The following is a 12681-nucleotide window of genomic DNA, read 5'->3' as shown; positions in this document are numbered from 1 at the left end:
ATTAGCTAACATTAAAAACGAAGATGAGAAAATGCCTTATTAGCTTCAGCCATTTTATATTTTTCTTCGCACATCTTAAACGCACCACCGCGTTTATTATAAGCATCCAGTATTTCAGATTGCAAACAATCAACAGTGGTTTTTCCACTCTTTTTTCGAGCAGCAGAAGTTGCTTTAGCAATCCACCTTAACGCTAAAGAAACCGCTCTATCTTGTCGAACTTCAACAGGTACTTGATAAGTTGCACCACCAATGCGTCGAGAACGCACTTCTATAGAAGGAGTAACATTTCCTACTGCTGTCTCAAAAATTGATAACCCACCTTCGCCTATTTTCTTTTCAGCTAAAGACAAAGCGTCATAGATAATCTTTTCTGCAGTAGATTTTTTACCACATTTCATGATTGTATTAATGAAACGCATTAGCAAAACACTGCCGTAACGCGAATCAGGACTTATTTCTCTTTTTTTTGCTTTATTCCGACGAGCCATAAACTTTAACCAGATTTCTTTACACCATATTTTGAACGAGCTTTCTTTCGATTTTGCACACCACGCAGATCAAGGGCACCTCTTATTATGTGATAACGCACACCTGGCAAATCTTTAACCCGCCCACCACGTATCAAAACAACAGAGTGTTCTTGTAAATTATGACCTTCACCAGGTATATAAGCCGTCACTTCACCATACCCACTAATTTTTACTCTGGCTACTTTACGGAGTGCTGAGTTAGGCTTTCTAGGAGTTGTAGTATACACCTTAGTGCAAACACCTCTCCTTTGAGGGTTGCTTTCTCCCAAAGCTGGTACCTTTTTCTTATGGGTCAATCCTAATCTACCCTTACGTATTAATTGATTTATCGTAGGCATATGTTATAAACTCAAGCTCATTAAAATAACTAAGTTTTTAGTTATAAAATAATAAACCTCAATAGTCAATATAAAAATAAACATTACTACTCTAATAATTAAGCTCAACTGCCTTGAAAGCCATCAGTAGACTTCTTGCACTACCTCCCAAGCCACAACTGTCATTCAGTAGAAACGAAAAAACTTACTTGACACCCTTCGCCAGCCCCATTATCATGGTACTGAAGGTATTCATTTATCTTCAATCTGTGCAGATTAAATGACAACAGTATTACGTAATTGGCGTCTTATTTTTAATTTTTTGCACTATGCACACTTTACTTCTTCACAACATTTCTGGGTTTTTACCTATATAAGCTGAAACGCGCTTATAAAGCGTTTAAGACAGTATAGTACGCCAATTTGCAGGATTAGAGAGTGACAACTAGCTAATACGGGATATCTTTTGCCTTTTTTTGCTTAGTAAATTTCTTAAACATTTAAACTAAGGTGAGTTGCATTTAAAAGCAGCTAAATTGCAGTGTTTAAGACTTAAAAAACGCCAATACTGAAAATAGACAATGACTAGGGCTTCTTTTGCCTTTTTTTTGCTTGGTAAATTTCTTAATATTTATGGCAACATGAACTGGGCAGGAAGGTGTCATTCCAGTGCTTGACACTGGAATCCAGTTTTCCATATAATCTCATCGAAAATGTTGTAACCACTTTCTGTGCTAGTTTGCTTGCTTACAAGCAAACTTTTCTGGATCTCAGTGTCTGGGCACTGGGATGACAGGGGAGGGAGGCTACTTGGATGACACCATTCTTTTTCCTGGATCCAAGTAGTCAGGGCACTGGGATGACAGGAGAAGGTACTAGGATGACACCCTGACCTCGTCGTCCCGCTACGTGTTAGCGGAATCTAGAGATACCGTGACGGTATGACGTAAAGCTCGCATTAGCTATACTTTTATGCTCACCAACTTAGCTGGATCCAAGTAGTCAAGCTACTTGGATCTGCAAATTGCAATGTTCGTACAGCTGCGTGCTTGACACTGGGATTTAGTGCAGCTACCCTAAACTGGAAGCTCATCTTGCTATTTTTGGCTGAAAGAAACATATTTTTAGAATAATGAAAACAATCAGCACTTTAATTCAAGAAGGATCGGAGTTATTATCGTCACATAAAGTTGAATCACCACATTTAGATTGTGAAATCATCATGCAGCACGTACTTGGAGTGGAAAGATCATTTATAATTGTGAACCATGCTGATCAAGTGCCGATGGAGAAAGAACTTTTATTTTGGAAATTAACAAAAAAAAGAGCGGAAAGATATCCAATATCGCAAATAATAGGTAATCGTGAATTCTGGAGTAAAAATTTTATAGTTAACCAGCATGTTTTAGATCCAAGGCCAGATAGTGAAACAATAATCCTAGCAGTGTTAAAATATTACCCAAACAAAAAACAGAAACTAAAAATTGCAGATTTTGGTACAGGCACAGGTTGTTTATTGATATCCGTACTTAGTGAGTATGAATATGCTGTTGGCGTCGGTTTTGAAAAAAGCTTGGAAGCATATAAAGTTGCCTATCAGAACACAAAAAAACATGATCTTCTCAGCAGAGCCAAAATATTTCCAAGTTCGTGGACAGAGTGCAGAGGTTCATTCGATCTTATAATCAGTAATCCTCCATATATTAAAAGAAGCAAATTGAAAGACTTGCAAGCTGAAGTGCAAAAGGAACCAAGAATTGCCCTTGATGGTGGTATTGATGGTTTGAGCTGTTACTTGAGCATTTTTCCAATATTGAGAAAGTGCCTTAAAAAAAATGGGTTTGCGATATTGGAGATAGGTGAAGATCAAAGCAATATTGACAAAATAATCCCCTCATACGAATTAGCTTTTCAGGAATATGTATATGACTTAGCGGGAATGAAGAGATGCATTGTTGTGAAAAGAACATAGCTAATGTTTTTTTGCCTTCATCCCATATTATCCTATATCATCCCAGTACCCTCTACCTAGTCATCCAAGTAGCGTGACTACTTGGATCTATATTTAACTAGATCCTATGGTCAAGCCATAGGACGACAGGAACGGTTTTATGCATTTTTTAAAGGGCAACATGTTTAAGCTTTGCTGGCAAAATGGAAAGTAAGACCAGCCTCTATACCGTGTGTGTGAAATAGTTGATTACCTATATTTATTTCCTCAGTTACTTTGCTACCTGAGCTAGGATTAAGCTTCTTTTTTTTATCATTATTAGGGTCGTCTACCACTTGTCCTAACCTTTTTGCTGTAAGCTTAATATCGCTACCAATAGCACCAAAACCTCTATATCCGATATGCATATTTACATCTTCGTTTATGCGATAGTCAAAGCCAGCTTTTAATTGACCTGCGGGTCTTATTGACGGTTTTTCAAACATCGTCATTCTTGTTGCACCGATCCCAATACCAACGTAAGGAGAAAAAGAGAAACGGTCACTTTTCCAATGATGATAAACATTTGCCATTACAGATATGTTCTCAATTTGGTCATGACTAACTGCAGCACTATAGAGATAAGTTTCTTTATCAGGATCCTCACCAGTCTCCTTTAGGTATGAAACAGTTATTTGGCTACTTGTTAAACCAATATTATCCACTTTTACAGAAGAATACATCCCTTCCAATTCAGCCCTATAGCTGTTGTTACCCAATTCCCCTGTGTAACCAAATGCCACATTTGCAGCAAAAGGTGGATTATAATCTCCCTTATACTCACTTAGTGACTGACCTTCTGTGTTCTGAGCACCCCTGTCATTTATAGACAAATTTTTGATACCTGTAGTGCTTGTTTTTAGTACGCTTGTGTTATTTAAATATTGACCGTAATACCCACTACCAAAGTAAAACCCTTCTGTTTCACTTGCAAAAGATTGTTGTGACAACAATAAAGCAAATGCTGTAACCGCTAATGTTTTTTTACTAATCATTACTACTCCCCTAGTTAAAATAGCTAATCTAATACTAATTAATTAAAAATGGCTTAATATGAAAAACCTAATTATTTGCATAACTTGCACTTTTCTGAGCTAAAAATAGGCAAAGTTAACCTTACTTCTCGTCATTTTTTAATTTATCCTCATCTTCAAATTCATCCTCCTCTTCTTCGTCATCAAACCCATCATCGCTCCTATCCTCATCTTCCTCGTCATCATCTTCAAACTTATCGTCGATATCTTCATCATCAATATCTTCGTCTGCAAATTCATCTGATTCATCATATACTGCATCTTCGGTTTTAGTTTCAGCAGGATAATCAACTGAATTAGGTCCCTCAAGAACATTATTCCCCTCGTTATTAACCTTATCTTTGCTCGCAGCGGCAGAAAGAACTTTGTTTGGGTCATATGGTTCTTGTGTAGGCACACGAGTTTGTTTGAGCAGCCTTCTTGTGAAGGTGGTATCACTGTAGTACAAAATTTTCTTTGATTTAATTGGGTAAGTCGACTCTATTAAAATTATCTGATCGTCACGTGGCAACATAATAACTTCTTGAGGCAATAGCAATGCTCTCTGTATTTCAGAGATATGTAATGACCTTGAAGCAGGATTTAAATCTAAAAATTTAGGCTTATTCAACGATTCTTGTTGTACAGTTTTGTTTCCTATAAGTTGCGATATTAAATTAGCTGTTTCAATATTATTGGCTGCAAAAGTTATTCTGTAAGTCGAGTTTGACAAAAAGGAGTTCATCCCTGCTTCTTCGTATATTCCTTTGAGCTGCTCAGTATCTTGAACAATTAAGAATAACCTAACTCGATAACCACGAAAATATGCAATACCTGTTTGAAATTGCTCCATTTTTCCAAGTGTAGGAAACTCATCCATTAAAAACAATACGCCATAAGGCTCGTCATCCGATGGCAATTTTCTACATAAAAACTCAGTTGCCTGTTGGTAAAAAACCTGCATTAAAGGCCTGAGCCTAGTCAAGTTGTCAGGAGTTAAACCAACATAAACTGTAATTTTCTTCTTTTTAAAATCTAGAATATTAAAATCACTTGACGCAGTTGCAGTATCAATCAATGGGTTTACCCACAATTCAAGTGATGAGTTCATGGTTGATACAACACCTGACCTTTCTTTATCAGCTTTTTGTAAAAAAGCTGCAATATTCATATATGCTACAGGGTGTAGTATTTTACCCATTGTATCAAGAGCAACAGCAAGATTATAAACCACGTCATCACTACGCATCGTACGCACAACTTCACCAAAAGATTTAACTTTCTCTGGTGCAGCAAGTAAGTATAATACCACTCCAACAAATAAGCTTCTTGCTTCATTCTGCCAAAAGTCTTGTTCAGGCATGATTAGGTTAGCTATTTTCTGCACATCGTCAACCATCTGCCCAGGTTTTTCACTAATCCATTGTAATGGATTGTAACAGTGACTTATTCCATCTGGCTGCGCTGGATTCCATACGTATACTTTTTGTCCTTGTCGTTCTCGCCAACCACTTGTTATTTCATAGTTTTCTAATTTTATGTCGTGTACAATTACCGAGTCAGTCCAAAATAATAAATTAGGAATTACAAAGCCAACACCCTTACCAGAACCTGTAGGTGCAAATAACAATGCATGCTGAAACCTATCAGAAATGAAGTATCCTCTTTTATCTTTACCAAGCAATAATCCCTTTTTGCTTCTTAATCCTGCTTTTCGTATGTCTTTCTCTGATGCCCACTGCGAATCTCCATGAAGTGATTCCTTCTTTTTAAATGGTCGCCACTCAATTATCCTTTCTCTTAAATTCCATAAGATAATCATTAAAACAATGATAGGCAGTGCAGAAGATATAATTAATGTGATTTTGAGCTCAAGGCTATATAACTCTGGATGATGCCAACAATATTGTATATGATCAAAAATCGTTGGCCAAAGAGCTTGAGGGAAAGGCGTCAAACTAGGATTAATTGCCTTAAAATCCACAGCATCCGGACCATCAGCAAACAGAACAAACAATATACCAGATAGATAGAAGCAAAACTCAAGTACGCTAAAAGCTACTACACCTCCTATGAGAATATTACGTAGGTGATTTCTATTACTCATAAACTACTCTTCCTTAACTTATGTATAAATTTAAGCATTTTCGCTCGCAGATCTAGTAAATAATATCTCAGAAATGCTTCTTTTGCCCCCACCGGTTCTTTTTAGCTGAATAACAATATCAATCACATTTCTAATGTATGGTATAATTTGGTCTGGAGGAATGCCAAGGTTTGCTTGCATAACCATCAGTTTTATTTGCTCAAGGGCCATTGTTGGACTATCCGCATGAAGGGTTGATATTGATCCAGGGTGACCAGTATTTATCGCCCTAAGAAAACTAAAAGCTTCCGCTCCACGGAGCTCACCAACTATTATTCTGTCTGGCCTTAAACGTAAGCACGCTTCTATCAAATCTTGAGTGGTTACTTTTGCTCTGCCCTGCCCTCCTTTAGAGGCAATTAGATGGACTTTATTGGGATGATCGTTCAAAACGATTTCCCTTGCATCCTCAACAGTAATAATTCTTTCCTCATCTGGAATAGCACGCAAAGTAGCATTAGTAAAAGTAGTCTTACCAGTGGAAGTTCCACCACTAATTATAATATTTTTCTTACTTATTACAGCGTATTCTAAAAACTCTTTTATTTTTTTTTGCCTTAACAATAAATCCAAATGACGGTCAACTGGATTATCAGTTGCTTCTGTAACAGTTTCAGAAAAAGCCCCCATTTTTTCGTAATCATCGAGTGCTAACTGCATGCTAGAAGGCTTACGAATCGACATGACTACTTTATCAGGTTCACATGCTGGCGGAAATACTACCTGTATACGATAACCATTTGGTAATGTTGCCGAAAGTAACGGCGCTTCTTCGCTAAGTTTTTGTTCTGTAGCTTGAGCAATCAGTCTGCCAAGAGATTTCAAATGGTTAAGATCGAATACTTCTAATTTTTCACACCTTATTTCACCGCGATTTTCAATCCATACTTCCTTTGGCTTATTTATTGATATTTCATTTACGCCTTCTTCTTGAAATATGCCTTGTAATGGCTCCAAATATGTATCAAGTGCAGCATAGTTCATTTCATTGATTTAATATTGCCTGTGGAGGAAATACTATATCTTGGTTAACAAATACTTTCAATGCAGTGCCTTGATCAACATAAATAGTTGGTTTTTTATCTGTATATCTGCCCACTACATCCCGCATATCTTTAGAAAAATCCTCGATTGATTTCCCGATTGCTTCATCATAAACAGACTTGCTTTTTCTTTGAATTTGTTCTAACAGTTGATTTACAATTTCCAGGCTTATATTTACCTCGTCTTCTTCAATTCCTAGTGCTTTTGCTATTTCCTCTTTCATTATTTTTAGTAAATCTTGTCTGCTTTTGGCACTCCGAATTCTTCCGATAGCCCCAAGGCCTAATTTCCATTTGTCACTAGATATCTTCTTTTCTGGGTCAATAATGAGTTGGAGAGAAGAAAAATCTATTTCGGTTGCAGTGATAGACTTTACTGCATCTCTGACAGTTAGCGTATCAACAAGATTAGAAGCCTTTTGCCCTATAACAGCAGAACCAATCGAAACACCAGCAAGTGTCACCGAAGAGAATAACGCACTTACTATTTTGTTATCAACTATTCCTGCTATTCCTGCTCTACCAAGCTCGTCAGTACTAAGTGATGAGATTGCAATATCTATTCCATGTGGCAGAATCACTCTATTCCAGTTTATATTTACACGAGATTTAGCAACATTCGAGTCAAATGAATAACTGCCTATCAATCTTGAGCCTTTAGGTATTAAAACTGTATCACCAGTTTCTGCATAAACATCTCTACTCACCATAGCACGCAGCATTCCTTGCAGATCAGAGTTTATTGCAGTTTCAAGAACAGCATCAATAATTTTACCTTGAGTAATCATTAAACCAAGCTTTCCTACTCTGGTAGCTTTGCTCGATTGTGCTGAAGTGTCGGATAAAATAGCATCAGCAGCCTTGTTCTCTCCACTACCACCTGAAATTGTCAACATCTGTGCACTACGTCTGTCTCTAGGATAACCGCCACCCCCTATTGTAGGAAACGAGGTAGGTAAATTGCCCATAACATTACTAGAAGGAAAATTTTGCTTTGGCAAAATAGGTATATTTGACACAGGAGTTTCTTTTGGTTTCTCTTCTTCTTTTTTCATCACTTCTTCTTTTCTAATTTGTTTTATTTCTGGTATGATTAGTGGTGTAGGAAGAGGAGGTAAGGGTGGTAAGGGATCAGTTATTATTCTTTCAGGAACCATTACATTATCTGGAACTTGTTCCAACTTTCCTTTCAATTCTTGAACGTTTTGCTTTGTTTCCTCTTTTTTAATAACTTCTGAACCCTCTTTAGGAGAAGGACTAAAATAGAGATAATACACTCCACCAGCCAGAAGCACTAAAATAATGACCATCAATGCCCTATGACCTTGATTAGAGCCAACTGTTACTACCTTATTCTCTATTTCTGATTCATCTTCTGAATTGTTACGCCTTTCTTTATTCATATTGCATGTACCACAGCTAAAGTGACCTATTTATAATTTCAACTTCACCATCTTCATAACGCATAAATAGCTTTTTATGTACTCCTTTTATTATAACATAATCATCAAATAACAGCCTTTTACAAGGTTTATCCTCCCCTTCTACAAAAACCTGAGGTATTTTATTATTATTTCTAAATTTTAAATAGGTTAAATAACCATCATCAAATAACTCGATCGGAACTATATCCGCATTACCACCTTCATCAATATATGTATAATTGTACTTCGTATCATTTTCTTGTATTATTTTTTCTAGCTTGTCTGTAGTATATTGCATTTGAGTAGGTAAAGAAACCTCATCTAAATCAACATCAAATTCACCTTCTTCTTGAGGATAATAAAAACGTACTACGTAAGATATATCCTTTTCAGCAGAATAATCGTGATCTACTTTCTTAGCATCAGTATCCGGGTATTTATCGTAGTTTGGCCTTGAGATTAAATCAAAAATGTAATTTCTTTTTTTAGTTGTCGTAATAATCATGTTAGTGCGACTACTAACTTCAAATGGCATGATAAGCAATTTATTATCATAAGGATTAATTTTCCAACTTGATGCATCACCAACAGCGATATTTTTAACTTTTTCTCCTTCCGCAAATTCAATATAAGAATAGTAACCCTGACTAAAAACCACCGTAAATACTTCATTAGGGCTATACACAAAAGTCTTTATTCTACTATCTATAGAAATAGGCTCATTATAATTAATGGATGCGTTTAAATTGCCACTTACAAGTAAAGCTAAAACTAATAATATCCTATACATATTCATCATCTACTCTATATGAAATAACTTGAAATCCTAATGGGTTAATATATCTTTGCTGATCATCCATTTCAAGCGATGCATATCTATATGACATAATAACTATCTTATTTTTTCTCGTAGAACTTCCATCTTTCCGTGTAAATTCCACAAAAAATCTCACCTGAAGAGCATCGTTACCCAACTTTTGAATTGAGCGAATTTTAAATTCACTTTTGGTATCTGAATATAAATTAAAAAGATCATCCATATTCTGCGATCCTACATAATTTCTAAATTCATTATACACATCAGGTGAGGAAAACAACCTCACCTTTGTATAATAGTTATAATTATAATGATATGGATCAAAAACCTCCCTTGCTTTTATATACTCTGAAATAAAATAATCGTTTAGCGCTTCATCTGCAGAATACTGTTTTACTGTGACAGGATCAACCAATTGCACTATTCCTGATTTCTTGTCAATTTCTATAACAAATGGCTCAATAGTGCTACTTGTGCTAATTTTAAATATGACTAATATGCTGATAGAGATCGTTGCTAATAATATTAATGCAAATAAAAGTAGAATATTCCTTTGAGCAATAACTGTGCTGTAGCGGTTTGAATTCCAATTTATATCCTTATCTAAGGATTCAGTATTTTTTTCTCGCTTAAAAAATCTTAGCATTTTAGTATTCCTAAAAATCTTAACTTATGTTAATAAACATAGCAAATTAACAAAGTAGTTACAGCAAAAAAGCTAAAAAACTCTTAATCTATGGCCTAATTTACCAAACTTTGTCTCCATATATGAATCGTTATATTTATTACGTTCCACAATAAGTGGTAGACACTTTGTAACTCCTATACCACTACTTTCCAATTCTGACAATTTCCTATCATTGTTTGTAAGTAATTGGATTTTGTTAATGTTCAATTTCTTAAGCATTTTAGCTGCAACAGCAAAACTCCTTTCATCATCTTCAAAACCCAATATTCTATTTGCATCAACAGTATCAAGATTATGTCCTCTTTGCATACTGTACGCTCTTAACTTATTAGTTAAACCAATGCCTCTTCCATCTTGCATCAAATACAATATAATACCACTTCCAGAGTCAGCTATCATTTGAATTGCTTGATGTAACTGACTTCTGCAATCGCATGACAAGCTATCTAACAAGTCACCCGTATAGCACGAAGAATGAATTCTCACTAATGGTTCGTCATCTTTATCTGGATTGCCAATGATAATTGCATGATGTTCTCTTCCACCACTTTCGGTTCTATAAGATATGATATTTACTTCTTGAGTCTGTTTTAAAAATAATGATGTTTTGCACACTTCATATACATCCTGATTTTCTTGAAAATTATTTATGAATGACGTGTCCAGTGCAATAACGTCATTTTTCTCGCACCAATTTCGCATTTCATGGTTATTCTCAAAAGTCATATCAGCCACTAACGCGTATGGCAATAATTCTGAGAACTTAAGCAAGGCAATAGCACATTCATCTATTGTCTTTGAGCATTGCAACTCTTTTATGCAATCTTCCTTTGAACAGTTTATTAAATAGAGCAGTTCATCAAAATTATTCACCAACAGACGTTTGCTGTTATGTTCTTTATTCTGAGATATGTATTTTACCTTACTTGAAGTTAAAGTAACATATACATTACTTGATGTAAGCTTGTATTGATTAAATAAATCTCTTTCTAAAGCCTCAGCAGCAGCAAACAATAGGTAATTACTTTCATCATATATTACAATTGGCCGACCGCGCCTGATTTCGCTGATAGCTCTTTCTACCTTATTGCTACTCTGATTTCCTATAAACATTTTTACCCATATTAAACAGCGATAAAAACTGGTGCGGCCGAGAAGACTTGAACTTCCAAGGCCTTATGAGCCACAGCGACCTCAACGCTGCGTGTCTACCAATTCCACCACGGCCGCACTATATTCTAGTTTTTATATAATTATTTTAAATTACTTAATCATTTTAGAATTTTTCATCTAGAGTGTCAATCTGATACTAGAATAATTTAGAAATTGTTTGTATAATTCGATTATGAATTTTGTGATTATAAATTTTAATCATTTAAGATAACCTTACTACTAATTTTTAACTTAGGTTTTTATACAAATGAATATAGCTAATATCTTTATTTTTTTAGCTCTCTCTCTTATAACTAGCTTTCATTTCGTCCATGCACAAATATTATACACATGGTCTCAAGTTATCCCAGAAAATAAACTAAGCATACGCGCAATTACGGACAATGACATGTGTCCCATTGTTTATGTTGATGGCGAGGAAACAGAAATGCTGAATCGCAGCTTAATTAACAATGGTGGTCATAACGAAACAGTTTGTGAACTGACAGTACAAACAAGTGCCAAAAACATTAGTATTGAGGATCTACGGGTTCCTATATTACCAAAAAAGGTTAATAAAATTGCTTTCATTGGTGACACGGGCTGTAGAATAAATATGTTATTTCAGCAGGAATGTAATTCGGTAGATAGCTGGCCTTTAAAAAAAAATTTAGATTCAATCGCCCTTCATAAACCAGATTTAATTATCCATGTTGGTGATTATCATTATAGACAAACAAAATGTAGAAATACAAAAAAGTGTGGCGATATTTATGGATATAATAAAGAAGTTTGGTACGCTGATTGGTTTGAGCCTGCAAAGGATATTTTATCACAATCCCCTTTCCTTTTTGTTCGTGGAAACCATGAGAGTTGTGATAGAGCTTATGAAGGATGGTTCAGGTATCTAGATTCATACCCCTTTTCGTCTGAAAAATGTGGAAACTTCGTTTCTAGTTGGTCCTTAGATGCTGGACCGATGAAATTTTTTATCTTCGACTCTTCATCCGGTGAGGATATTTTTACAACCCAAAGCACAATTGATGCTTTTGAGAGGCAATTTGATAAATTGATACAAAATAGTTCTGACAAGCCCATGTGGTTTTTAACTCATAAACCGCTTTGGAGATCTCCAAAAAAAGAATTTTTGACATTAAAAAGCCATGGTAATCTTACACAAATCGAAGCTTTTGGAGATAAATTTCCAAGCAATGTTACTACCATAGTTTCTGGCCACATTCATATAGCCCAGATTTTATTAATGGATAATGTTCCAGACCAAATTATAGTTGGAAACGGTGGTGCATCATTACACGCTCAAGATCAAGAATCTGTTTATCAAAATGTAGAATTTGACTATTCAAATGGTAAAAACTACTTAGCACACGAGGTTAGAAACTTTTTTGGCTTTGGCTTTGCAATACTAAATTTAGATGATCACGAATTTACCTTCTATAATCAACACAATAAGGAAATGTATTCTGCGAAGCTAACAGAAGATTTTAAACTTAAACGGATTAAAACTATAGTCGATTCATTTTAGGATTTGTTATTAGCT

Annotated in this window: 12 protein-coding genes and 1 tRNA gene; 2 read left to right on the top strand and 11 right to left on the bottom strand. The window is 35.4% G+C overall.

What is annotated here, in order from left to right; translation table 11 throughout:
* Positions 1-11: 11 nt before the first annotated feature.
* The 3 genes from rpsG to ABL518_RS02055 all read right to left on the bottom strand — a co-directional run bounded on the left by rpsG (position 12) and on the right by ABL518_RS02055 (position 1548).
* Entirely contained in the window at positions 12-491 is a 480-nt protein-coding gene (gene rpsG / locus ABL518_RS02065; protein ID WP_007549313.1) for a 30S ribosomal protein S7, read from the bottom strand.
* A gap of 5 nt (positions 492-496) precedes the next feature.
* The gene (gene rpsL / locus ABL518_RS02060) at positions 497-871 is read right to left on the bottom strand and encodes a 30S ribosomal protein S12 (RefSeq protein ID WP_006279787.1); all 375 of its coding nucleotides are present in this window, start codon (positions 869-871) and stop codon (positions 497-499) included.
* Positions 872-1395: 524 nt separating this feature from the next.
* Positions 1396-1548, bottom strand: coding sequence for a hypothetical protein (locus ABL518_RS02055; RefSeq protein ID WP_007549315.1), 153 nt, complete (start codon positions 1546-1548; stop codon positions 1396-1398).
* Between the two features lie 434 nt (positions 1549-1982).
* Here ABL518_RS02055 and prmC point away from each other — a divergent pair, with 434 nt between their 5' ends.
* Positions 1983-2822, top strand: coding sequence for a peptide chain release factor N(5)-glutamine methyltransferase (gene prmC, locus ABL518_RS02050; RefSeq protein WP_010962305.1), 840 nt, complete (start codon positions 1983-1985; stop codon positions 2820-2822).
* Between the two features lie 164 nt (positions 2823-2986).
* Here prmC and ABL518_RS02045 read toward each other — a convergent pair whose 3' ends face one another.
* The 8 genes from ABL518_RS02045 to ABL518_RS02010 form a co-directional block, all read right to left on the bottom strand.
* A complete protein-coding gene (locus ABL518_RS02045) occupies positions 2987-3835 on the bottom strand; it encodes a P44/Msp2 family outer membrane protein (protein WP_010962304.1) in 849 nt (282 codons plus the stop codon).
* Positions 3836-3956: 121 nt separating this feature from the next.
* The gene (locus tag ABL518_RS02040) at positions 3957-5960 is read right to left on the bottom strand and encodes a type IV secretory system conjugative DNA transfer family protein (protein ID WP_095742602.1); all 2004 of its coding nucleotides are present in this window, start codon (positions 5958-5960) and stop codon (positions 3957-3959) included.
* A 30-nt stretch (positions 5961-5990) separates the two neighbouring features.
* A complete protein-coding gene (virB11, locus tag ABL518_RS02035; RefSeq protein ID WP_182309112.1) occupies positions 5991-6983 on the bottom strand; it encodes a P-type DNA transfer ATPase VirB11 in 993 nt (330 codons plus the stop codon).
* 1 nt (position 6984) lies between these two features.
* On the bottom strand, positions 6985-8445 hold the full coding sequence (locus ABL518_RS02030) for a TrbI/VirB10 family protein (protein WP_010962301.1): 1461 nt from the start codon (positions 8443-8445) through the stop codon (positions 6985-6987).
* A gap of 16 nt (positions 8446-8461) precedes the next feature.
* Positions 8462-9262, bottom strand: a complete 801-nt coding sequence (gene virB9, locus ABL518_RS02025; protein WP_174515708.1) for a P-type conjugative transfer protein VirB9 — start codon at positions 9260-9262, stop codon at positions 8462-8464.
* Entirely contained in the window at positions 9249-9929 is a 681-nt protein-coding gene (locus ABL518_RS02020) for a virB8 family protein (protein WP_010082650.1), read from the bottom strand. Before ABL518_RS02020 ends, virB9 begins: the two co-directional genes overlap by 14 nt.
* Positions 9930-10001: 72 nt before the next feature.
* Positions 10002-11084, bottom strand: coding sequence for a GTP cyclohydrolase II (locus ABL518_RS02015; protein ID WP_010082649.1), 1083 nt, complete (start codon positions 11082-11084; stop codon positions 10002-10004).
* A 29-nt stretch (positions 11085-11113) separates the two neighbouring features.
* Positions 11114-11201 (bottom strand) — tRNA-Leu (locus ABL518_RS02010).
* Between the two features lie 190 nt (positions 11202-11391).
* Between ABL518_RS02010 and ABL518_RS02005 the strand changes: the two genes are divergently transcribed.
* Positions 11392-12666, top strand: coding sequence for a metallophosphoesterase (locus ABL518_RS02005; RefSeq protein ID WP_095742600.1), 1275 nt, complete (start codon positions 11392-11394; stop codon positions 12664-12666).
* Positions 12667-12681: the final 15 nt, after the last annotated feature.

It is taken from the genome of Wolbachia endosymbiont of Drosophila willistoni, from assembly GCF_040084705.1.
Lineage (GTDB): Bacteria > Pseudomonadota > Alphaproteobacteria > Rickettsiales > Anaplasmataceae > Wolbachia > Wolbachia pipientis.
This window is presented reverse-complemented; position numbering and strand designations above follow the sequence as displayed.

What these genes read in the sequence shown, in the direction of transcription:
- rpsG (WP_007549313.1), bottom strand. Translation starts at nt 491, where the DNA reads ATGGCTCGTCGGAATAAAGCAAAAAAAAGAGAAATAAGTCCTGATTCG.
- rpsL (WP_006279787.1), bottom strand. Translation starts at nt 871, where the DNA reads ATGCCTACGATAAATCAATTAATACGTAAGGGTAGATTAGGATTGACC.
- ABL518_RS02055 (WP_007549315.1), bottom strand. Translation starts at nt 1,548, where the DNA reads ATGGAAAACTGGATTCCAGTGTCAAGCACTGGAATGACACCTTCCTGC.
- prmC (WP_010962305.1), top strand. Translation starts at nt 1,983, where the DNA reads ATGAAAACAATCAGCACTTTAATTCAAGAAGGATCGGAGTTATTATCG.
- ABL518_RS02045 (WP_010962304.1), bottom strand. Translation starts at nt 3,835, where the DNA reads ATGATTAGTAAAAAAACATTAGCGGTTACAGCATTTGCTTTATTGTTG.
- ABL518_RS02040 (WP_095742602.1), bottom strand. Translation starts at nt 5,960, where the DNA reads ATGAGTAATAGAAATCACCTACGTAATATTCTCATAGGAGGTGTAGTA.
- virB11 (WP_182309112.1), bottom strand. Translation starts at nt 6,983, where the DNA reads ATGAACTATGCTGCACTTGATACATATTTGGAGCCATTACAAGGCATA.
- ABL518_RS02030 (WP_010962301.1), bottom strand. Translation starts at nt 8,445, where the DNA reads ATGAATAAAGAAAGGCGTAACAATTCAGAAGATGAATCAGAAATAGAG.
- virB9 (WP_174515708.1), bottom strand. Translation starts at nt 9,262, where the DNA reads ATGAATATGTATAGGATATTATTAGTTTTAGCTTTACTTGTAAGTGGC.
- ABL518_RS02020 (WP_010082650.1), bottom strand. Translation starts at nt 9,929, where the DNA reads ATGCTAAGATTTTTTAAGCGAGAAAAAAATACTGAATCCTTAGATAAG.
- ABL518_RS02015 (WP_010082649.1), bottom strand. Translation starts at nt 11,084, where the DNA reads ATGTTTATAGGAAATCAGAGTAGCAATAAGGTAGAAAGAGCTATCAGC.
- ABL518_RS02005 (WP_095742600.1), top strand. Translation starts at nt 11,392, where the DNA reads ATGAATATAGCTAATATCTTTATTTTTTTAGCTCTCTCTCTTATAACT.